The 22,903-nt window shown below is 45.9% G+C and carries 18 protein-coding genes; 13 read left to right on the top strand and 5 right to left on the bottom strand.

The genetic code is table 11. From position 1 onward, the window contains the following. Position 1: 1 nt before the first annotated feature. The gene (locus R7Z49_RS07345) at positions 2 to 1,534 is read left to right on the top strand and encodes an inorganic triphosphatase (RefSeq protein WP_053306869.1); all 1,533 of its coding nucleotides are present in this window, start codon (positions 2 to 4) and stop codon (positions 1,532 to 1,534) included. Positions 1,535 to 1,575: 41 nt separating this feature from the next. Here the strand turns inward: R7Z49_RS07345 and R7Z49_RS07340 are convergent, their stop codons facing one another. Further along, entirely contained in the window at positions 1,576 to 2,349 is a 774-nt protein-coding gene (locus tag R7Z49_RS07340; RefSeq protein ID WP_025768395.1) for a potassium channel family protein, read from the bottom strand. A 105-nt stretch (positions 2,350 to 2,454) separates the two neighbouring features. Here R7Z49_RS07340 and R7Z49_RS07335 point away from each other — a divergent pair, with 105 nt between their 5' ends. The 3 genes from R7Z49_RS07335 to hldE all read left to right on the top strand — a co-directional run bounded on the left by R7Z49_RS07335 (position 2,455) and on the right by hldE (position 8,166). Further along, on the top strand, positions 2,455 to 3,711 hold the full coding sequence (locus R7Z49_RS07335; protein ID WP_005379890.1) for a methyl-accepting chemotaxis protein: 1,257 nt from the start codon (positions 2,455 to 2,457) through the stop codon (positions 3,709 to 3,711). Between the two features lie 113 nt (positions 3,712 to 3,824). Continuing rightward, the gene (gene glnE, locus R7Z49_RS07330) at positions 3,825 to 6,668 is read left to right on the top strand and encodes a bifunctional [glutamate--ammonia ligase]-adenylyl-L-tyrosine phosphorylase/[glutamate--ammonia-ligase] adenylyltransferase (RefSeq protein ID WP_132936751.1); all 2,844 of its coding nucleotides are present in this window, start codon (positions 3,825 to 3,827) and stop codon (positions 6,666 to 6,668) included. 67 nt (positions 6,669 to 6,735) lie between these two features. Continuing rightward, positions 6,736 to 8,166: a bifunctional D-glycero-beta-D-manno-heptose-7-phosphate kinase/D-glycero-beta-D-manno-heptose 1-phosphate adenylyltransferase HldE gene (hldE, locus tag R7Z49_RS07325; protein ID WP_005379886.1), complete on the top strand. Its 1,431-nt coding sequence runs from the start codon at positions 6,736 to 6,738 to the stop codon at positions 8,164 to 8,166. 178 nt (positions 8,167 to 8,344) lie between these two features. On the opposite strand, the gene tolC is transcribed toward hldE, so the two are convergent. Further along, positions 8,345 to 9,673 (bottom strand): outer membrane channel protein TolC, encoded by a 1,329-nt coding sequence (gene tolC, locus R7Z49_RS07320; RefSeq protein WP_005379884.1) that lies wholly within the window; start codon positions 9,671 to 9,673, stop codon positions 8,345 to 8,347. Between the two features lie 229 nt (positions 9,674 to 9,902). On the opposite strand from tolC, the gene nudF reads away from it, so the two are divergent. The 6 genes from nudF (at position 9,903) to parC (ending at position 16,915) form a co-directional block, all read left to right on the top strand. Further along, complete coding sequence (gene nudF, locus R7Z49_RS07315; protein ID WP_025768397.1) at positions 9,903 to 10,553, top strand: ADP-ribose diphosphatase; 651 nt, start codon at positions 9,903 to 9,905, stop codon at positions 10,551 to 10,553. Continuing rightward, the gene (locus tag R7Z49_RS07310; RefSeq protein WP_017633603.1) at positions 10,553 to 10,996 is read left to right on the top strand and encodes a DUF1249 family protein; all 444 of its coding nucleotides are present in this window, start codon (positions 10,553 to 10,555) and stop codon (positions 10,994 to 10,996) included. Before nudF ends, R7Z49_RS07310 begins: the two co-directional genes overlap by 1 nt. Positions 10,997 to 11,057: 61 nt before the next feature. Next, positions 11,058 to 11,864 carry a 3',5'-cyclic-AMP phosphodiesterase gene (gene cpdA, locus R7Z49_RS07305; RefSeq protein WP_005387419.1) on the top strand — a complete coding sequence of 269 codons (807 nt, stop codon included), beginning with the start codon at positions 11,058 to 11,060 and terminating at the stop codon, positions 11,862 to 11,864. Between the two features lie 47 nt (positions 11,865 to 11,911). Further along, positions 11,912 to 12,496, top strand: a complete 585-nt coding sequence (yqiA, locus tag R7Z49_RS07300; protein ID WP_017820245.1) for an esterase YqiA — start codon at positions 11,912 to 11,914, stop codon at positions 12,494 to 12,496. 249 nt (positions 12,497 to 12,745) lie between these two features. After that, complete coding sequence (gene parE / locus R7Z49_RS07295; RefSeq protein ID WP_005387417.1) at positions 12,746 to 14,626, top strand: DNA topoisomerase IV subunit B; 1,881 nt, start codon at positions 12,746 to 12,748, stop codon at positions 14,624 to 14,626. Positions 14,627 to 14,629: 3 nt separating this feature from the next. Beyond that, the gene (gene parC, locus R7Z49_RS07290; RefSeq protein WP_017633605.1) at positions 14,630 to 16,915 is read left to right on the top strand and encodes a DNA topoisomerase IV subunit A; all 2,286 of its coding nucleotides are present in this window, start codon (positions 14,630 to 14,632) and stop codon (positions 16,913 to 16,915) included. A 37-nt stretch (positions 16,916 to 16,952) separates the two neighbouring features. Here parC and degS read toward each other — a convergent pair whose 3' ends face one another. From degS to zapG, 3 genes are all read right to left on the bottom strand, one after another. Further along, positions 16,953 to 18,017 (bottom strand): outer membrane-stress sensor serine endopeptidase DegS, encoded by a 1,065-nt coding sequence (gene degS / locus R7Z49_RS07285; protein ID WP_017633606.1) that lies wholly within the window; start codon positions 18,015 to 18,017, stop codon positions 16,953 to 16,955. 190 nt (positions 18,018 to 18,207) lie between these two features. Further along, on the bottom strand, positions 18,208 to 19,575 hold the full coding sequence (locus tag R7Z49_RS07280) for a Do family serine endopeptidase (protein WP_025768400.1): 1,368 nt from the start codon (positions 19,573 to 19,575) through the stop codon (positions 18,208 to 18,210). A gap of 200 nt (positions 19,576 to 19,775) precedes the next feature. Then, positions 19,776 to 20,219: a Z-ring associated protein ZapG gene (gene zapG, locus R7Z49_RS07275; protein WP_005379861.1), complete on the bottom strand. Its 444-nt coding sequence runs from the start codon at positions 20,217 to 20,219 to the stop codon at positions 19,776 to 19,778. A gap of 195 nt (positions 20,220 to 20,414) precedes the next feature. On the opposite strand from zapG, the gene zapE reads away from it, so the two are divergent. The 3 genes from zapE (at position 20,415) to rpsI (ending at position 22,606) form a co-directional block, all read left to right on the top strand. Further along, the gene (gene zapE, locus R7Z49_RS07270; RefSeq protein ID WP_318111497.1) at positions 20,415 to 21,518 is read left to right on the top strand and encodes a cell division protein ZapE; all 1,104 of its coding nucleotides are present in this window, start codon (positions 20,415 to 20,417) and stop codon (positions 21,516 to 21,518) included. Positions 21,519 to 21,769: 251 nt separating this feature from the next. Then, positions 21,770 to 22,198 carry a 50S ribosomal protein L13 gene (gene rplM, locus R7Z49_RS07265; RefSeq protein ID WP_005372872.1) on the top strand — a complete coding sequence of 143 codons (429 nt, stop codon included), beginning with the start codon at positions 21,770 to 21,772 and terminating at the stop codon, positions 22,196 to 22,198. A 15-nt stretch (positions 22,199 to 22,213) separates the two neighbouring features. Further along, entirely contained in the window at positions 22,214 to 22,606 is a 393-nt protein-coding gene (gene rpsI, locus R7Z49_RS07260) for a 30S ribosomal protein S9 (RefSeq protein WP_005372876.1), read from the top strand. The last annotated feature ends 297 nt before the right edge of the window (positions 22,607 to 22,903 follow it).

The following is a 22,903-nucleotide window of genomic DNA, read 5'->3' as shown; positions in this document are numbered from 1 at the left end:
TATGGAAACCGAAATAGAACTGAAGTTTTTTGTTTCTCCTGAATTTTCAGAAACTTTAAAAGAAAAAATTTCTGAGACAAAAGTACTTCAGCATAGTTGTCGTGACTTGAGTAACACCTATTTTGATACTGCCGATAAATGGCTTCGAAAGCACGACATTGGTTTAAGAATTCGCCGTTTTGATGATGTATTCGTCCAAACCGTAAAGACAGCAGGACGCGTCGTCGCAGGCTTACATCAAAGACCAGAATACAATGCTGAGCACACTAGCGACGAGCCTAATCTGTCGCTTCATCCTCTAGATATTTGGCCTCCAGGTAAAGATGCAGAAACGCTGCAATCCGAGCTTATGCCATTATTCTCGACCAACTTCACACGTGAACAATGGCTGATTGGCATGCCCGATGGCAGTCAGATTGAAGTTGCTTTTGACCAAGGCTTAGTTGTAGCCAAAGGTGAAGACGAAGAAGAGAAGCAAGAGCCAATTTGCGAAGTTGAACTGGAACTTAAGTCTGGCCAAACCGAAGCTTTATTCACACTGGCACGCAGCTTTTGCGAGCAAGGTGGTATGCGCTTGGGTAACTTGAGCAAAGCGGCGAAAGGTTATCGACTTGCAAGCGGTTATGCGGGTGATGAAGTAAAATCATTGGCACTTGTGGACAGTAGTCCGACGGATACCGTTGAATTTTGCTTGATCAACTCTTTAGAGCACGCTTTGTCTCATTGGCATTATCACGAGCAAATTTATGCTGAGCGTGACAGCGTGGAAGCACTGCGTGAAATCAGTAATGCCATTCGTTTCATTCGTCAAACATTGACCATTTTTGGCGGGATTGTCCCTCGTCGCGCGAGCGCGATTCTGCGCCAAGAGCTTAAATGGTTGGAAGAAGAATTGAGTTGGTTGGATGAGCATGCACACCTTGAAGAGCTTTTAGATGACAAAGGCAATGTGCTGCGCAAGTTGGATGCACGTAAGTTCTTAGTATCTGAGTTGACTCAGCAGTTACAAGAGTTGCCAAGCCGTGAAGAAGTGCTAGGGTTGCTCAATTCCGCGCGTTACACAGGGTTACTGCTGGATCTAAGCCGCTGGATCTTAGCGCGCGGTTGGCAGCCATTTCTTGATGAAAAAGCACGTGAAAAAATGGCAAGTAATATCATGCCGTTTTCAGTTACTCAGCTCGATCGCACTTGGGCTGAGCTAATGGAAGCTTTCCCAGCAGAGCGCGATTTGACGGCGCAAGAGTACGTTGATCAGCGTTATCGCTTATTGCGTAACCTCTATACTGGTATTGGTTTCGCGAGTTTGTATAACTCGGATGAGCGTAACAGCTTCCGTTTACCATGGGCGGATCTGGTGCATGGTATCGATGATCTGCTAATGCTGAACCACTTGCTCCCGTTGGTTGATATGCTGGAAGACGCAGAAAAAGAGCAGTTAGAACGCTGGTTGCACCGTCAAGAGCGCTCAATTTTGCATGCAATGGATCAAACCCGAGCGATCAGTGTGGAAGTACAGCCTTATTGGCGTGAATGATCGTTCTGGTGGTAACGACAAAAAAATAGGACCGCATGGTCCTATTTTTTTGTCTCTGTTTTACGTTGTTGTAGCTCTTTTTCCATGAAATCGAGTCGTTCTAGTATTTGCGCTTGTTGGGTTAGGAGCTGCTCGAGCATACGTTCTTTATTGATTGAACTGTGCGTCTGTTGTTTCGTTGGAGCAGTAAGGATAGAGGTGATAAGACCCGAGATCATACCAAAGATACCCACCCCGCAAACAATGATGATGACAGCCAAAAACTTTCCTATGGAGGTCACAGGATAATGATCGCCGTAACCAACCGTTGAGATCGTTACAAATACCCACCACAAAGCATCGGCGCCAGTGCGAATATTCGCTTCTGGGTTTTTCGCTTCGATAAACAGCATTGCACTAGAACCGAGCGTTATGAGGATAACCATCAATAGCAGTATAGAGGCGACCGTAGTTTCGCGGCGGTTTTCTTTGAGCTGATGCAAAATGAACTTTGACGAACGCAGTACTAATACCACTCGCATAATATGAAAAATACGAGCAAAGCGCAGGGGCTCTATCAATGGGATGCTCGCCACGAAATCTATCCAATGACGTTTAAGGAATAACCAGCGATCTGTGGACCGGATCAAATCAATGGTGAGCTGTAGTAGAAAAATACTACAGATTATGAAATCCAGACCGATAAGAACTTGACGGGTTTCGTGATCGATCGGGAAAAACAACAAGCCAGAGATCACAAATAGTGCCATAAAAGACAATATTAGTGACAACAGGCCCATCGGTCGTGTGCTGTCTTTGATATCATTGTTTTTCATACGAAGCTCAAAATAAATCGCGTAACCACGCAAAGCGCGAACATAACTATAAGTAATATAAAGATTATAGATAAAGACTATATAAGACTCGGTGGAGAACTGACAATGGAAAAGCTGGCATTTAAGCCATGGGAAAGGGTCATATCCGACATTCGACTGGTGCCTAAAATGGTCATGTTGATGGTCTTCAGTACTGTCCTGATCGTGGCAAAACAACTGTGGGACGCAAACACTTTTTACGACTCACTTTTAGCGGCGACACAAAACGCGCAAGTTGCCCAACAGCATTATGAAGCATATTTAACGCAAGTTGCTTGGCAAACCGCCTTATTGATTGTGGTTTTTGTCGTGCTCTTATTAGCGGCGGCTAGAGTGATGTTGCGTCAAACACAGTATCTGAGCGACGCGATCAAACTGATGGCGAGCAAGAACCTCTCTGTTCCATTTGGTATGGATTGTAAAGATGAATACGGAGACGTGGCACGTGAATTAGAAAAGACACGTCGACAATTGCACGATGTTATTCAAATGCAAATTAATGCGTCTGATGAATTATCAACGCTCACCGAAGTCATGACGCTGAGCATGTCGGAAACGAAGGAATCGGCGCAAGAAGAGTTTAACGAAATTGATCAACTTGCTACGGCGATGAGTGAAATGTCGTCGACGGTCCAAACGGTTGCGGAACATGCCCAGACGGCATCTTCTCTAACAGAGCAAGCTTCCGCACAAGCAATTTCTGGTCAGCAGTTCTTGCAAAGTACAATGGCGAAAATGAGTGAACTTTCGTCGGATATCGCTTCATCGGCACAAGCGGTTAACCAAGTTGAAGAACGTGTTGAAGCCATTGGTAGCGTTGTAGGGACGATTCAAGGCATTTCTGAACAAACCAACCTGCTTGCACTGAATGCGGCGATTGAAGCGGCGCGAGCTGGCGAGGCTGGGCGGGGTTTTGCTGTGGTTGCAGATGAAGTTCGTAACCTTGCCCAACGTACACAACAAGCGACGGTAGAAATTCAAGAGATGATCGCACAGCTGCAAACCAGTGCTGAATCTGCGGTAGAACTCATGGAAAAAAGCGTTGTAGAAGCGGCAGATGGAAACGAGCTGGTTTCTAATGCTGGATCTGAGCTCGATGGTATTGTTGGGCAAGTGACGCAAATCAATGACATGAACTTCCAGATCGCGACGGCGTCTGGTCAGCAAAGCAGTGTTGCAGAAGAGATGAGCCAAAACCTCACCAATGTACGTGAGTTGGTTGAAGCCTCAGTTGTTGTTGTTACCGAGCTGCTAGAAACCTCTGAAATGATGCAAAATAATGCAGGTGAGCTAGACAAGAAGATCAAATCTTTCCAAGTTTAATATTCGATCCCGAACTTTTGATAAAACGCCCACAAACCTTTTGTGGGCGTTTTTATTTGCTTTCAGTCTGGTATAAAGAATGAGTTACCGTGCTTTTCAAACAAGGAAGAAAAATGCAGCTGCCTTCGCCACTGATTTCTATCGCTGAATCTGCCGTACAAAACGCCCAAGACGCAGGTTATTTTCCCCTTTGGCCCGATGAGGTTGCGCAGCAATTTCGTTATGTGGCGGGCTTAAGCCAGTTTATAACTGAAGCCATTCATCGCGATGAAGTCCTAGCCCGTGAGTTGCCAAGTATGTTAGCGCAGCCAAGTCGTCAGGAGTCTTACCGCTCACGCCTTGCTGAACTGTTGGAACAATGTCCTGATGAGATGTCTGGCCATCGCGTGTTGCGTCAGTTTCGCAACCGAGAAATGGTGTACATTGCGTGGAAGGATTTCACGCATGCATGGTCGCTAGAGACGTCTTTAAGCCACTTATCTGAGTTGGCAGAAGCGATGATTTTTGAAACCTATCAATGGCAATATCAAGTGTGTTGTCAGGAGTGGGGCACGCCAACAAGTGAGGACGGTGAAGTGCAGCCGATGTTAATTATCGGTATGGGGAAACTGGGTGGTGGCGAGCTAAACTTTTCTTCCGATATTGATTTAATTTTCACGTACCCAGAGAATGGCGAAACCCAAGGCGCACGCCGAAGCATTGCTAATGCCCAGTTCTTTACTCGTCTTGGTCAACGCATCATCAAAGCGCTCGACCAACAAACCTTCGATGGTTTTTGCTACCGCGTCGACATGCGACTTCGCCCATTTGGAGAAAGTGGCCCCTTGGTAATGAGCTATGCCGCACTTGAAGATTATTACCAAGAGCAGGGGCGAGATTGGGAACGTTACGCGATGATCAAAGCTCGGGTGATGGGATGTGAGATGTACCCGCAGTATCAAGAGCTACGCCAAATGCTGCGCCCTTTTGTTTTTCGTCGTTATATTGATTTCAGTGCGATTCAATCTTTGCGACGAATGAAGTCGATGATCAGTAGCGAGGTTCGCCGCCGAGGGTTGAATAACAACATTAAGCTAGGTGCGGGTGGCATCCGAGAAATTGAATTTATCGCTCAAGTTTTTCAATTGATTCGAGGTGGTCGAGAGCCTTCTTTGCGTAATCGAGGGCTGTTGGAAACGCTGCAAGGCATTGAAGAACTGGCATTGCTTACTCCAAAAGAAGTCAGCGATCTAGAAGCTGCATACAAGTACTTGCGTCAATTAGAAAACTTGTTGCAAGCAATGGCGGATAAGCAAACCCAGACGCTGCCTGATTGCGAAACCGAACGCTTAAAGCTCGCCACTGCGATGAAAATGAGCTGTTGGGAGCAATTAATTGAGCAAACCCAGCAGCATATGGCAAATGTTCACCAAGTTTTTGAATCACTAATTGGTGATGATGAAGAAGACGAGGGGACTACTGTTGCTCGTCATTTTCATGAGCTATGGGATATGGCCGACAAACAAGATGTTCTTGAGCATATCTTGCAGCAGGATATTCAGATTGAAGACTTTGCTTCATGCGCGAAAACCATCATCAACTTTAAAACCGATCTGGCCAAAAAAACGTTAGGCCCACGTGGACGCGAAGTGCTCAACCGTTTGATGCCGAAAGTGTTTCATGCGGTCTTTGCCCATCCTGATGCACAGTTTGGTTTATCTCGTGTACTTCATTTGCTACACAACATCTGCACTCGCACAACTTACTTGGAATTATTGGATGAGCATCCAGCGGCTCTGGTGCAGCTCGTACGTTTGTGTACCGCAAGCCCAATGATTTCAGAGCAGCTGTCTCGTTATCCTATCTTGCTTGATGAGTTGATCGACCCTGCGCAGCTATACAATCCCATTCCATTAGACAGTTACCGTACAGAGCTGCGTGATTATTTGGCGCGTATTCCTGAAGATGATATGGAACAGCAAATGGAAGCGTTGCGTCAGTTTAAGCAAATTTGTATTTTGCGTATTGCAGCGGCAGATATTGCTGGCGCATTGCCAGTGATGAAAGTGAGTGACCATTTAACTTATTTAGCGGAAGCTATCGTGGATGCGGTGATCAGTCAGGCTTGGTTGCAAGTGTCTGAAAAGTACGGCGAGCCAACGCATGTGAAAGATCGTGAAGGTAAAGGCTTTGCTGTAATTGGTTATGGTAAAGTCGGAGGGTGGGAGCTCGGCTATAACTCCGATTTGGATATTGTCTTCATGCATGACTGCCCAGTCAATGTCTACACTGACGGCAAAAAAGAGATTGATGGTCGTCAGTTCTACCTTCGTTTAGCACAGCGTATCATTCATATTTTCTCCACTCGCACCGCTTCCGGTATTTTATACGAGGTCGATACCCGATTGCGTCCGTCCGGTGCATCGGGTTTGTTGGTTAGCCCAACGGACGCGTTCGACGACTATCAACATCAAGACGCGTGGACATGGGAGCATCAAGCACTTGTCCGCGCGCGCATGATTTATGGTGATGAACCACTGGCGAACGCATTTCACAATACGCGGGATGATGTGTTGTGCAAAGCACGCGATCAAGCTGAACTGAAAAAAGACGTTGTCGAAATGAGAGAAAAAATGCGCGGTCATCTTGGGGGGAAAAAGCCAGGCCGCTTTATGCTCAAGCAAGATGTGGGTGGGATTACCGATATCGAATTTCTCGCTCAGTACCTAGTGCTCAACTATAGTCACGATAAGCCGAAATTGACGCGTTGGTGTGATAATGTGCGCATCTTTGAAACGCTCATTGCGCAAAATGTCATGGACGAAGACCAAGCAATGCAGTTGATACGTGCCTACACGACAATGCGCAACGAAATACACCGCCGAAATCTACTCAATTTAGACGCTGATGTGGTGGAAGATAAGTTTGTTGCCGAAAGGGAGTGGGTAAAACAGGCTTGGAATCAGTGGTTCAGTTAAGACCATATATTTAGCCTCGATAAGGGCTGTGATAAACTCACTTCGATTTAATTTTTGGAGACCAACAATGAAACCAATTCTACCTGATTACAACAGCGCTGGTGTGCTCATCATCGGTGATGTCATGCTAGATCGTTACTGGTATGGCCCAACCGGGCGCATTTCTCCTGAAGCGCCGGTTCCTGTTGTAAAAGTAGAAAACAATGAAGAGCGTCCTGGTGGTGCTGCGAACGTTGCGATGAACATCGCATCACTAGGTGGCCATGCTCACATTGTTGGTCTTACTGGGGAAGATGAGCCTGCAAAAGTGCTGACGGAGACGTTGAGCTCGCTCAATGTGAAGTGCGATTTCGTTGCACTGCCTGATTACCCAACGATTACGAAGCTTCGCGTAATGAGCCGTGGACAACAGCTTATTCGTCTCGACTTCGAAGACAAGTTTGAAAACACAGATTCTGCGCCAGTGTTATCACGTATGGATGTCGCACTGCCAAACGTTAAAGCCGTGATTATGTCTGACTACGCAAAAGGCTCGTTAGAGCATGTTCAGGCATACATTCAAAAAGCGCGCGCAGCAAATATTCCGGTTTTCATTGACCCGAAAGGTGCGGATTTTGAACGCTACCGTGGCGCAACACTTCTTACGCCAAACATGAAAGAGTTCGAAGACGTTGTAGGTAAAGTGAAATCTGACCAAGAGCTAGTAGAGAAAGCACTGGCTTTGGTTGAAGAGTTTGAATTTGAAGCGCTTTTAGTGACACGCAGCGAAAACGGAATGACCTTGATTCGTCGTGGTCAGGAACCGTTCCACCTTCCAACTCAAGCGAAAGAAGTGTACGACGTGACAGGTGCGGGCGACACGGTTATCTCTGTATTGGCAGCGTCTGTTGCCGCAGGCAAATCATTTGAAGAAGCGTGTGCACTAGCAAACGCAGCGGCAGGTGTTGTAGTTGGTAAACTAGGCACGTCAACGCTTTCTGAGATTGAATTAGCAGAAGCGGTACATGGCAGCCAAGACACGGATTACGGTGTGATTTCAGAAAAAGCACTGATCGAAGCGGTGAAAAAAGCACGAGCTCGTGGCGAGAAAGTCGTTATGACAAATGGCTGCTTTGATATTCTGCACGCTGGGCATGTGTCTTACTTAAACCATGCTGCTGAACTGGGCGATCGCCTAATCGTTGCGGTAAATACCGATGAGTCAGTAAAACGCCTTAAAGGCCCTGGTCGTCCGGTAAACCCAACCGATCGCCGCATGGCGGTGTTGGCAGGTTTGGGCGCTGTGGATTGGGTTGTACCATTTAGTGAAGATACGCCGCAGCGTTTGATCTCAGAAGTTCTACCAAGCTTGCTAGTAAAAGGTGGTGACTACAAACCAGAAGAGATTGCTGGTGGTAAAGAAGTCATTGCGGCGGGTGGTGAAGTTCGTGTATTGAACTTTGAAGATGGCTGCTCGACCAGTGAAATCATTAATGCAATCAAAGGCGGTAAGGGCTAAGGCTGCTGTTTGTTAGCATTGAAATGCTATTTGCTCATAAAGGTCGCTAAGTGCGGCCTTTTTGATACTTGTAGTTCAGAGGCACTTTTAAGCTCTGAACTACAAGTAATAAAAAACGCCAGCTGATAACTCAACTGGCGTTTTTTATTTATTAAGACCTGAAGTATTCAGTTCGCGGTTATTTTGCCGCTTTCAAACCTGCATCAACGTCCAAGATGTCTTGTTCGCTTAGCGTACCAACTGCTTGGCGTAGCTGAAGAACACTTAAAATGTAGTCGTAACGAGCGTTCGATAGGTTTTTGTTCGCATCGTATAGACGACGAGTCGCGTCCAGTACATCAACGATAGTACGAGTACCTACATCAAAGCCAGCTTCTGTTGCTTCTAGTGCAGAGCGTGCAGAAATAACCGCTTGCTCATACGCACGTAATGCGCCGATAGAGGCGTTAATGTTGTTGTTTTGTGCGCGAACATCTTTGACTACGCTACGGTACTGTGCTTCAAGATCTTCGCTTGCTGCCACGTACGCGTATTCAGCTTGTTTGGTTTGAGAGGTTACGTTACCACCTGTGTATAGCGGTACAGCAAGGTTCACACCAATATTGAAGTTGTCTGTCGTGTTGTCACGAGAGCTATGAGAAGTATCACCGTAGTTGTAACCACCGTCTAGAGAGAGCGTTGGTAGGTGGCCAGAGCTTGCTAGTGAAATATTGTCACGCGCAATGTCTTGAAGAATACGTGAAGATAGCAAGGTCAGGTTTTTGGTTTTTGCTTCATCAATGAGGGATTCAGCTGGTACGGTCGATGGGCTAGCAGTGAAGCGGCCAGTGTCCAAAATGTTGAGATCTTTGTGCTCTTGGCCTGTAATTTCACGCAGTGACTCGTAGCTATTAGTTAGCGCGTTTTCTGCCAACACTTCGTCCGCTAGCACTTGGTCGTACTGAGCTTGTGCGTCATGCACGTCAGTGATTGCAGACAAACCTACTTCAAAACGCTGTTTAGTTTGCTCAAGTTGACGGCCAACCGCGGCTTTTTCTGCACGTACGAAAACAAGATTATCTTGTGCGCGTAGAACTTCAAAATACGCTTGTGACACGCGAAGAATCAGTGCCTGTTGCGTCGCTGCGTAAGTTGCGTCTGCTTGGCGAGCACTTTTCTCAGCAGTATCTAGAGAGATCCAAGATGCGCGGTTGTAAAGTGCTTGTGAAAAGCTAACGCCAGCGGTTAGCGCGTTGCCATCGTTTGATACGTCGCTAATTAGATTTGAATCGTATTCAGTATCACCACGAGTTAAATTGTAACCCGCAGTAAGGTTGATCTGTGGTAATAGAGCACTACGGCTTGAGGTGATTGCTTCGAAAGCTTGGTCACGTTGTGCTGCTACACTGAGCAATTGTGGATCATTTTGTTTTGCCAAGTCGTAGATTTCAGCCAAAGAGTCTGCGAACGCAGACGTACTCATGCTACCTAGCGCTGCACTGATAAATAGTGGAAGCAATTTTTTCATTTTCTATTCCCGCGGTCCATAGATTGGTTAATTCTCAGTAGTTTAACTCAATTTGCACGATATTTACTCTAAAGTTTGCACTTTTTTACACGTAATTATCCACTTGTGCAATAAATTTTTAGCGAAGACTTAAATTAATTTGTAACTATTATACAAAAAGTTGAGCCAAGTCCTTTGAGCAAGCGAATAACAATGAGTAAACTACAGGATTCACTCAGAGAGGTGTTGAATGCAACAGCGTGACAAACAACAACAAGATTTTACTTCGCGAGATGTAAAAGTCATCTCGAAAGAAACCTTATTTGAAGGTTTTTTCAAAATGGTGAAATACCGCTTTCAGCATAGGCTATTTGCTGGTGGTTGGAGTGGAGTTGTCGAACGAGAAATGTTCGAGCGTGGTCACGCAGCAGCGATGCTTCCTTATGATCCAAAGACGGACCAGGTCGTAATCATTGAACAGATTCGTATTGGCGCGTTGGAACATGAACACCCTTGGCAGCTAGAAATTGTCGCCGGTATGATTGACCGCGATGAATCAGCTGAAGCCGTAATTCGTCGAGAGGCTGTCGAAGAAGCGGGGATTCAGGTGGGGCGCGTTATACCTGTCACTTCTTATTATCCTTCGGCTGGTGGTTGCTCGGAAAAGCTAGACGTCTTTGTTGGTGAAGTGGATGCGTCTAAAGCGCACGGCATTCATGGTTTAGACTATGAGAATGAAGATATCCGAGTTCATGTCATGAGTCGTGAAACGGCGTATCAATGGGTGAAGGACGGGAAATTTGAAAATGGTGCGTCGATTATTGCGTTGCAATGGCTGCAATTACACCATCAAGAGTTAAAGTCAGAATGGGGACAATCCCAAACGGTGGAGAGTGAGTAATGGCACAATTGGCTGAAAAACAACAATATCATGTTGATTTAGCTGGTCTTATGAGAACGTATGAGACCAACTACGCTAAGTTGAACGCCTTATTGCCTGCTTCTGCCGAAGTTGGGGATGTACGTTGCTACCAAGCGGCGAACATGGTTTACCAATTGACCGTGAATGAAATCACAAAATACACCACAGTTGTTGAGATATGTCAGAGTGATGAAACGCCAGTGTTTCCTTTACCGACGATGTCTGTCAGGCTTTATCATGATGCGAGAGTAGCCGAAGTATGCTCAAGCGGAGAGTTCTCTCGCATAAAAGCTAAGTATGATTATCCCAATGACCAACTGATGCAGAAAGATGAAAAGCATCAATTAAACACATTCCTCGGTGAATGGCTGACGTTTTGTTTACGAAGTGGTATCAGTAGAACACCACTTGCCTTCAATTGATCGTCACGTCACTAAAGGAAAATAACAAATAACGATATAGTGGACGAATCAGGTTTTCATTTTGCAATCATCTAGTGACAGCATCAAACTTTTACAAATTACGGATACTCATCTGTTTGCTGCCGATGAGGGAAGTTTGCTAAGCGTAAAAACAGTCGATAGCTTCAATGCTGTTGTTGCTGATGTTTTACGCCGCAACGTGGCGTTTGATTACATCTTGGCGACCGGGGATATTTCCCAAGACCATAGTGCAGAATCTTATCAGCGCTTTGCCAACGGCATTGAACCGCTAGAGAAAGACTGTTTTTGGCTACCTGGTAATCATGATTACAAGCCTAATATGGGCAGTGTTTTGCCTTCGCCACAAATCAAAGCCGCAGAGCATGTATTGCTTGGCGAGCATTGGCAGTTAATTCTTTTAGACTCGCAAGTGGTTGGCGTTCCTCATGGGCGCTTGAGTGATCAGCAATTAACGCTACTCGAAGAAAAGCTAGCCGAACACCCAGAAAGACACACACTTGTTTTGTTGCATCATCACCCGTTACTGGTGGGAAGCGCGTGGCTTGATCAACATACTTTAAAAGATGCCGAAGCGTTTTGGCAGGTTGTCGAGCGTTTTGATAACGTGAAAGGCATTCTCTGTGGCCATGTTCATCAAGATATGAATGTGCTTCACAAGGGTATTCGAGTGATGGCAACACCCTCAACTTGTGTTCAGTTTAAGCCTAACTCGGATGATTTTGCCCTTGATACCACTTCGCCTGGTTGGCGGGAGCTGCAACTACACGCTTGTGGCGATATTACGACCCAAGTAGGTCGGCTTCCTGATGGCCAGTTCCAACCAGACTTCTCTTCTAACGGCTACTAACGCGCCCGAGCTCTCTGTTCGGGCTCGCTTTTTTGTGCGAGATATCTATGAGTAAACCTTCACTTCTTCTCTATATCCATGGCTTTAATAGCTCTCCACTCTCCATGAAAGCGAATGTGATGAGAGCCTACTGCGAGCAACATAGGCCTGATATTAAGGTGATTGTTCCCCAGTTACCTTGTTATCCTCAGCAAGCGGCGAAAATGTTGTTGGATATTATCGAGCAATATAAAGACGACTATAAAATTGGTCTAGTGGGCAGCTCATTAGGCGGTTTTATGTCAACGTGGCTAAATGACAAGTTTGGGTTTAAAGCGGTAGTGGTCAACCCCGCAGTCAAGCCTTATGAGTTGCTAGTAGATTATTTGGGTAAGCAAACTAACCCATATACGCATGAAACCTATACACTTGAAGCTTGTCATATTGACGAGTTAAAAGCTCTTGATGTACAAAGCATCGCGTCGCCACATTCTTTTTGGTTATTGCAACAAACAGAAGATGAGGTTTTAGACTATCGACAAGCGGTAGATAAGTTTGCAGACGCTAAGCAAACAGTAGAACAAGGCGGTGATCACAGTTTTGTAGGCTTTGAGCGTTATCCTGCACAGATTATCGAATTTCTAGAACTGTAATTCGAAAGCGATTGGAAAAGGCTCATAGTTTTTATTGATATATCCAACCGTTTCTTGACATGGGCGGTATGCTTTCCGACTATGTTTTGCCAAAAGATCTTAAGGGTCGAGGACCCTGGCTACTTTGTTATGCATCATGTTTACAAACTCTTAGTGATGTGAACAGGGTGGCTTTTTCGTTTCCTGAGTATGGGTACGCCCATTGGTGATACTCAGGCAACAAGTAAACTTTGAGAATAATTCCGTATTATGACTGAACAATATAATGCTGGTGCCATTGAAGTACTGAATGGCTTAGAGCCAGTACGTCGCCGACCAGGGATGTATACGGATACAGCGCGCCCAAACCATTTGGGCCAAGAAGTTATCGACAACAGTGTCGATGAAGCGCTAGCCGGACATGCCTCAAAAGTACAAGTCATCCTACATGCTGACCAATCACTCGAAGTGATCGATGATGGTCGAGGCATGCCTGTTGATATCCACCCAGAAGAGAAAGTATCAGGCGTAGAGCTAATTCTATGTAAGCTACATGCGGGTGGTAAGTTCTCTAACAAAAACTACCAATTCTCTGGTGGTTTGCACGGGGTAGGTATATCTGTAGTAAACGCGTTGTCAAAACGCGTTGAAGTAACAGTTCGTCGTGATGGTCAAGTGTATGAAATTGCATTTGAACACGGCGAGAAAGTGTCTGATCTGACCGTAACTGGCACATGTGGTCGTCGCAATCGCGGTACCAGCGTACATTTCTGGCCTGATGCGAAGTACTTCGATTCGGCTAACTTCTCTGTGACGCGCTTAGTCAACAACCTGCGCGCAAAAGCGGTTTTGTGTCCGGGCTTAGAAATCACATTAACCGACAAAGTTAATGGCAAAGACTATAAGTGGTACTACGAAGACGGTCTTAAAGACTATCTTGCGGAAGGTGTAAAAGGCTATCCAGTTATTCCTGAAGAACCATTTACTGGTGAGTTCTTGGCGGATACTGAAGCGGCAAACTGGGCGGTAATTTGGCAGCCAGAAGGCGGTGAAATGATCACCGAAAGCTACGTTAACCTAATCCCAACCGCTCAAGGTGGTACGCACGTTAATGGTTTACGCCAAGGCTTGTTGGAAGCGATGCGCGAATTCTGTGAGTTCCGTAATCTATTACCTCGTGGTGTGAAGCTAACGGGTGATGACGTTTTCGACCGCTGTTCTTACGTGCTGTCGGTTAAAATTCAAGATCCACAATTTGCAGGCCAGACCAAGGAACGTCTCTCTTCTCGTCAAACCGCGGCATTTGTCTCTGGCGTTGTAAAAGATGCGTTCAGTCTTTGGTTGAACGAAAAGCCTCAGCTCGCAGAGCAATTGGCAGAAGTCTGTATCGCTAACGCGCATCGTCGTATGCGAGCGGCGAAAAAAGTCGTACGTAAGAAAGTGGCTTCTGGCCCGGCACTGCCAGGTAAGTTGACCGACTGTTCTGCACAGGACTTAAGTCGCACGGAAATCTTCTTTGTGGAGGGTGACTCTGCGGGTGGCTCGGCAAAACAGGCACGTGACCGTGAATTCCAAGCTGTGATGCCACTGCGTGGTAAGATCTTGAACACGTGGGAAGTCTCTGCCGATCAAGTTCTTGCGTCTCAAGAAGTACACGATATCTCAGTTGCTTTGGGTATTGACCCAGATAGCGACAACCTCGAGAGTCTTCGTTACGGTAAGATCTGTATCCTTGCCGATGCGGACTCGGATGGTCTTCACATCGCAACGCTGCTTTGTGCTCTATTTACTCGTCACTTCCGCGCACTAGTGGAAGCGGGTCATATCTATGTGGCGATGCCGCCTCTGTATCGAATCGACTGCGGGAAAGAAGTGTTCTACGCCCTCGATGATGATGAAAAAGATGGCATTTTAGAGCGCTTGTCGAAGAAGAAAGCCAAAATCAACGTGCAACGATTCAAAGGTCTGGGTGAGATGAACCCACTTCAGTTGCGTGAAACCACCATGGATCCGAACACGCGTCGCTTAGTGCAGTTAACCATTGACGACTCTACGGCGACCATGGAAATGATGGACATGCTGCTAGGTAAAAAGCGTGCAGATGACCGTCGTTCTTGGCTACAAAACAACGGCGACTTGGCAGAGGTGTAACGGATGTCTACAGAAATTACCTACGATGGCGTCGAACAATTGCCAATGCGCAAGTTCACTGAAGACGCTTATCTGAACTACTCGATGTACGTAATCATGGACCGCGCCTTGCCATACATTGGTGATGGCTTAAAGCCGGTTCAACGACGCATCATTTATGCGATGTCAGAGCTTGGTCTCTCTGCATCAGCAAAATACAAAAAATCTGCACGTACCGTTGGTGACGTGCTAGGTAAATACCATCCGCACGGTGATTCAGCGTGTTACGAAGCGATGGTATTGATGGCTCAGCCATTCTCTTACCGCTATCCATTAGTGGATGGTCAAGGTAACTGGGGTGCGCCAGATGATCCGAAATCATTTGCGGCAATGCGTTATACCGAAGCAAAACTGTCTAAGTTTGCTGAAGTATTGCTTGGCGAACTTGGTCAGGGCACGGTTGAATGGCAACCTAACTTTGATGGCACAATGAAAGAGCCACAAATGTTGCCAGCACGTCTGCCTCATATCCTGCTTAACGGTGTAACCGGCATTGCCGTTGGTATGGCAACAGACATCCCACCGCACAACGTTCGTGAAATCGCAGATGCGACTATTCATTTGATCGACAACCCGAAAGCAGAACTGCCGGACGTGATGCAGTATGTCAAAGGTCCAGATTACCCAACAGAAGCAGAAATTATCTCGCCGCAAGCGGATATCGAGAAGATTTACCGCAACGGTCGTGGCAGCATCAAAATGCGCGCGGTTTGGCATAAAGAAGGTTCTGATATTGTTATCACTTCTTTGCCTCACCAAGTATCGGGTGCCAAACTGCTTGAGCAAATCGCTAACCAGATGCGTGCGAAGAAGCTGCCAATGGTTGACGATCTTCGTGACGAATCGGATCACGAGAACCCAACGCGTATCGTTGTGGTGCCTAAGTCAAACCGTGTCGATTGTGACTTGTTGATGAACCACTTGTTCGCATCAACGGATCTTGAGCGCAGTTACCGCGTTAACTTGAACATGATTGGTTTGGATAACCGTCCTCAAGTTAAAGGTCTGGTGCAAATTCTATCTGAGTGGATCGAGTTCCGTCGTACGACTGTGCGTCGTCGTCTACAACACCGCCTAGACAAAGTAATGGCTCGTCTACACATCTTGGAAGGTTTGTTGGTTGCTTACCTCAACCTAGATGAAGTGATTGAGATCATCCGTACTGAAGACGATCCAAAAGCTGTGCTGATGGAACGCTTTGGTATTACCGATATCCAAGCGGATGCAATTTTAGATACCAAACTTCGTCATCTAGCAAAACTAGAAGAGATGAAGATCCGTGGTGAGCAAGACGAGCTAGAGAAAGAGCGTGAGAAGCTAGAACAGCTACTCGGTTCTGAGCGTCGTCTGAACACACTACTGAAAAAAGAAATCAAAGCAGACGCAGAGAAATACGGTGATGACCGTCGCTCTCCAATGGTTGAGCGTGCAGAAGCAAAAGCGCTGACTGAACGTGACCTCGTACCAAGTGAGCCAATCACGGTTGTGCTTTCTGAGAAAGGTTGGATTCGTCACGCGAAAGGCCATGACGTGGATGCCGAAGGCTTAAACTATAAGTCGGGTGATAAGTATTTAGCGCATGCTCGAGGTAAGAGTAATCAGCCTGCGGTATTCCTAGGTAGTGACGGTCGAAGTTACTCTCTGGAATCGCACTCACTGCCTTCTGCTCGTAGTCAAGGTGAGCCGATTACCGGTCGCTTGAATATTACGGCTGGTAGCAGTATTCGCCAAGTCATCATGAGTGAAGAAGATCAGCTGTGGCTGGTGGGTTCAGATGCAGGTTACGGCTTTGTATGTAAAGGCGCGGACTTGCTGTCTAAAAACCGCAGTGGTAAAGCGCTCGTCACTTTACCTGCCAACTCTGAGATCATGACGCCAAAAGAGATTGAAGATTTAGACTCTGATGAAATCTTAGCAATCACTAACCAAGGTCGCATGCTGCTGTTCCCAATCAAAGACTTGCCACAACTGGCGAAAGGTAAAGGGAATAAGATCATCAACATTCCTGCTGCTAAAGCAAAAGAGCGAGAAGAAGTACTATCTCACTTAATGTCTTTACCAAAAGGTGCATCGTTAACGCTGTACGCGGGTAAGCGAAAGTTGGGTCTTAAACCGTCTGACCTTGATAACTTCCGTGGCGAACGTGGTCGCCGAGGTGGGTTATTACCGAGAGGTTTGCAGCGAGTCACTCGCATTGAAGTTGAGCTGGATGATTCCGATACGACGGAAACACCGAGCGATAGCGAGTAACGCACAAATAAAAATCCCAGCCAATGGCTGGGATTTTTTATGCTTCTTGCTTGTCTTCAGCAATGGTGACTTTCAAGGTCATCTCTTTTCCTTTGCGAATGATACCGACGTCCACGGTGGTGCCAGGACGTAAATCGGTGACGATATCCATAACGCTCTGACGCCCCTGAACCTTATTGCCATCAATACTGATAATGATATCTTGTTTTTGAAAGCCAGCCGCATTGGCTGGGCCATTTGGATCAATACCAAGTACGACAATACCACCTATGTGTTCATTTCCAAGTAGGCGAGCAGTGACCGCATTAATGTCTTGGCCGTCGATTCCAATATAACCACGAATCACGCGGCCATCAGCGATGATTTTCTGCATGATCTTACTGGCTAGCGGCGCAGGGATCGCAAAAGAAATACCGTAAGTTTCTAAGTCTGTCGCTTGCTGAAAAGAGGCGGTGTTAATGCCGACGAGCTCGCCTTGTGTGTTCACTAGGGCTCCACCAGAGTTACCTTCATTGATGGCGGCATCGGTTTGAATGAATGCTTGACGACCATCGCTAATAGATGAACGACCTGTGGCAGAAATAATGCCGAACGTTGTGGTTTGTCCAAGGTTGTATGGGTTACCGATGGCTAGTACTACATCGCCCACTTGTGGTTTGTAATTAGAGTTCAGAGGGATTACGGGCAAATTCGAACCTTCGACACGCAGCACGGCTATATCAGTACGTTTATCTGTCCCTACGAGCTGAGCCGCTGCGGCTCTGCCGTCTTGTAATGCCACAACAATTTGATCAGCTTGAGCAACCACATGATAGTTAGTAATGATGTAGCCTTTCTCACTAACAATGACACCTGACCCCAGGCCTTGAGTCGAGAGTTTACTGCGATCATTCTCAACATACTTACGACTGTAGATGTTTACCACTGCAGGCGCTGCTCTTCGGACCGCTTGATTAAACGTCAACTCGACTGATGCGATATTAACAGGTTGAGGATCAAGCGCGGCAGGAATTACGTTGTTGCGCAAAGATGGAACCGCCAGTAATACCACTGCGGCAGTAGCCAAGCCTAAAAAGACAGAACGTAATAAAAAGCTGAGCATATCCTCTCCATGCGTGAGCGCCAAAATGGCATCGAAGATGAAGAATAGCATTACATTGAAAAATAACAAAAGGGCAGCACGTCATCGCGCTGCCCTTTTCATTAGTTATTGAGCGATAAGGAAAAGTGATCGAGCCTTATCACTCAGCATTATGCATCGAAAACCTTATTTTCTATCACTTTGAAAGTGGTTAACGAATGACAAGATAAATAGTACGTTCACCACGTTGAATATTAAGAGCCAGTACACCTTTGTGTTTCTCTACGATTGTACGAAGCTCGGCAAGGTTTTTCACTCGTTGACGGTTCACACCGATAATAATGTCACCTTGTTGTAATTGATATTGAGCCGCTGGAGAGTTATCTGCAACGCTCGATACTTTAACACCTTGGATTACATCACTTGGTGTTGTATTGCTTAATTCCGCCCCTTTGAGTCCCTCATGTAATGTCTCCGCTTTAGCTTTCATATTCGTAGATTCGCCAAGCGTTACATCAAAGGTTTTATTCTTACCATCTCGAACCACACCTAATGTGATTTCTTTACCTGCGCCCAGTGTTGCCACTTTTGCGCGGAGCTCTGAGAAAGTATTAATCGCTTTGCCGTTCACCGATACAATTACGTCACCGGCTTTTAATCCTGCTTTATCGGCTGCGCTGTCCGGTACGACTTGACCAATAAAGGCACCTTTACTTGACTCGTAACCCAATGCATCAGCTAGCTCAGAGGTTACTTCGCCACCTTGCACACCCAACATGCCGCGTTTGACTTCACCAAACTCTAGAATTTGATCAGTGAGGTTTTTCATCATGTTTGATGGAATCGCAAAACCAATACCTACGTTACCGCCGTTAGGGCCTAAAATTGCAGTATTAATACCGATCAGCTCACCATTAAGGTTGACCAATGCACCACCAGAGTTACCGCTGTTAATTGCGGCATCGGTTTGGATGAAGTTTTCGAAGTTTTCAACGTTTAAGCCGCTACGACCAAGGGCTGAAACAATACCCGAAGTCACAGTTTGACCGAGTCCAAATGGGTTACCAATCGCAACCGTAAAGTCACCGACACGCAGTTTGTCGGAATCCGCGACTTTAATCTGCGTTAAGTTTTTCGCTTTCTCTAATTTAAGTAACGCAACATCGGCCATTTCATCACCGCCAACGAGAGTAGCGTCATACTCGCGCCCGTCAAAGAGGCGAACTCGAATCTCATCTGCGCCCTTGATCACATGGTAGTTAGTGACAATATGGCCTTTCTTCGCATCAATAATGACACCAGACCCTAAACCTCTGAACGGGCGCTCTCGCCTTTGTTCCATAGGAAAGTCTGGGCCAAAGAAAAATTGAAATTGCTCGGGAATGCGACTGGTTTGTACTTGTTTACCTTCTACAGCAATACTCACAACAGCTGGGGTCACCTTCTCAAGCATTGGTGCCAAGCTAGGTAACTGTTGGCCATCCACATTCAAAGGTAATGCGGCAGTGGCTTGAACTGGGGCAATAATCGACCCCAAACTCAGAGATAGAACGGTGAGCGCAAGCAGTGGTTTTTTCATCCAATAACTCCTCTTGAAACATGTCTGCCAAAAAGAAATATCCGAACGGTTAGTTCACTTTGTTAATAACTAATATAGGGTCTAGTTCGGACAATCAAAAGGGGAGGCAGTGCACATCCAAGTTAGAGCGAAGGTGAGGTGAAAAAGTTCAAAAAAGGGCCGATACAAATGTATCGGCCCTAGATAGAAGTAAGAGAGAATTATGATGCTTTTGCGGTTACCGCTTCGGGAGCATTAATGATTTCTTTCTCTTGATCCTTCAAAAGACCGGTGGCGCCATTAGCGTAGTCTTTTGGTTGTTCGTTAAACTCTGGTTGATCTTCTGCAATGGTTTCAGACGACATTGCCGTTTTCTTATCAAACGGGTTGTCTTGTTCTGGTAAGTTTGGCAAAAGCTCAGAAGAGGTCTTGGCCATATGTTGGTATAGCTTGGTGTAATCTTTACCTAGGGTGTCCAACATTTCTGCGGTTTGTGCAAAATGATCGACGAGCTCTTGACGTTGTTGCTCTAATTCAAACTTGGCCGCTTCAAGTTCTTTCTGCACAGACTTTTGTTTCTTGTATTCAGGGGTGGTTAGTCTACTAATGACTACGCCTACGATTGTACCGACCAGCAAACCCACAATGGCATAAATCCAAGGCATAACTGCTCCTTATAGTTGTTTTAACAAGTCTTTTACTACTTAGTTACACGCGGTGCTCGTCCATGTTACTATGGCTTGAACAGCCGATAAAGAAAAATAGCAGTATGTCTTCGGGGACTGATAACTACTTCTCTCTATTCTCAAAGTTGACCCCGAGGTAACCCTTTTCTCTATACCTCTATACGACTTAATACGATGACACCACTACAACAACATCAAAAAGACATAGCAGAACACGGGTTTCAGCGTGATGAAGCTCAGTATCAAGCGGTCGTTGCATTAGACAAGCTTTACCATGCTATCGTTGAATTTCAGTCAGCGCCTGTGCCTCAGCTTTCCAAATGGCAAAAGCTAATGGGGAAAAAAATCGACAAGCCTGAACCACCAAAAGGCCTTTACTTTTGGGGTGGGGTAGGTCGCGGTAAAACCTACCTTATGGACGCATTTTTTGATGCTTTACCGACCCAAAGAAAAATGCGCGTCCACTTCCATCGATTTATGTATCGAGTACATGATGAGTTGAAGCTGTTAGGTGATGTCGAAAATCCTCTATCAAAAGTGGCGGATAAATTTAAAGAAGAAGCAGATGTGGTTTGCTTTGATGAATTTTTTGTTTCCGACATTACTGATGCGATGATCCTTGCAACGCTACTTCAAGAAATGTTCAAGCGGCAGATGATCCTAGTCGCGACTTCAAACATTGAGCCGCAGAACTTATATCGTAACGGTTTGCAAAGAGCGCGCTTTTTGCCCGCGATCGATATGATTTTGGCGCGTTGTGAAGTGTTGAATGTCGATAGTGGCGTTGATTATCGCTTAAGAACGTTAGAACAGGCTGAAATATACCATTACCCGCTTGATGAGCAGGCTAGCATAAACCTTAACAAATATTACCAGCAACTGACTGGAGAGCGTAAGTTTGTTGCTCATCAAATCGAAGTTAACCACCGTCAACTGGTGGTGATTGAAGCAAGCGACGGGGTGCTGCATGCGTCGTTTGCTCAGTTGTGTCAAACTGCTCGCAGTCAAAATGACTACATTGAATTGTCTCGTATTTACCACACGGTATTACTGGCAGATGTTCAACAAATGAACCGAAAAATAGATGATGCGGCGAGACGCTTTATCGCGCTGGTCGATGAGTTTTACGAGCGCAATGTTAAGTTGATTATTTCTGCTGAAGTGCCAATGGCCGACTTATATACTGACGGGCAGTTAGAGTTCGAATTTAAGCGCTGTTTGTCTCGGCTTACAGAGATGCAAAGTCATGAGTATCTCGCGCGTGAACATTTGGTCTAGATCCAATGGGTTCTTAAAAAAGTGAAGAAAAAATTAGTGATTTGGCGCAAAAAAAGGTGATTTTTTCTTCGCTCTTCTCTATAATCCTGCGACCCACCGTTACTGCAGACCTGATTATCGAAGTTATTTCGAAATTGAAGGTCGAGAGTACCAACGACTCGAAGGGGTGATGACTGGGCTCTTAGACAGTGTGGGAGCACTATTGGGTGTTCCTTTAAAGTTTAAAATTTAATTAACGGGTTATTGTTAGCATGAAAACTTTCGTTGCTAAACCAGAAACTGTAAAACGCGACTGGTACGTTGTAGACGCTGAAGGTAAAACTCTTGGCCGTCTAGCAAGTGAAATTGCATCTCGCCTACGTGGCAAACATAAAGCTGAATACACTCCTCACGTTGACACTGGTGATTACATCATCGTTATCAACGCTGAGAAAGTTGCTGTAACTGGTAACAAAGCTAAGAACAAAGTGTACTACCGTCACTCTGAATTCCCAGGTGGTCTAAAATCTATCACTTTTGAAAAGTTGATCGATCGTAAACCTGAGATGGCTCTTGAGCTTGCAGTTAAAGGCATGCTTCCACGTGGTCCTCTAGGCCGTGCTATGTACCGTAAGCTAAAAGTTTACGCGGGCGCTGAGCACAACCATGTTGCTCAACAACCACAAGTACTAGACATCTAATTGGGGATTTCGAAAATGGCAGAGAATCAATACTACGGCACTGGCCGTCGCAAAAGCTCAGCTGCACGTGTTTTCATTAAACCAGGCAGCGGTAACATTGTAGTAAACAAGCGTAATCTTGACGAATACTTCGGTCGTCCAACAGCACGTATGGTTGTACAACAACCTCTAGAGCTAGTTGAACTAACTGAAAAGCTAGACCTTTACGTAACAGTTAAAGGCGGCGGTATTTCTGGTCAAGCTGGTGCTATCCGTCACGGTATCACTCGCGCGCTTATGGAATACGATGAGTCTCTACGTCCTGCTCTACGCGCAGCTGGCTACGTTACTCGTGACGCTCGTTGCGTTGAACGTAAGAAAGTTGGTCTACGTAAAGCACGTCGTCGTCCACAGTTCTCTAAGCGTTAATTTCCTCTTATCGGGAATTATGCTTTTCAGAGTTACTCTGGAAACTGTGTACCAAAAGCTCGGCTCTATGCCGGGCTTTTTTGTATTTAAAGCAACGAACAGCCTTCACTTATCATCACACTCCGAGCAGGCCTTCTTATTCGTCCTCTTCGTCGAAAGGTTGCCAGTGCCGTTTTATATGTGTGCCTTATTTAATCGCGACTCACCACGCTTTCTCTTGCGATGCAGCATAGATGTATTCATCAGCAAGAATGTCTTTGTATCTTATTCTTCCTGTAACATGTTTTAAAATGACTT

The sequence above is a fragment of the Vibrio sp. 1562 genome (assembly GCF_033340155.1).
GTDB classification, from domain to species: domain Bacteria; phylum Pseudomonadota; class Gammaproteobacteria; order Enterobacterales; family Vibrionaceae; genus Vibrio; species Vibrio alginolyticus.
This window is presented reverse-complemented; position numbering and strand designations above follow the sequence as displayed.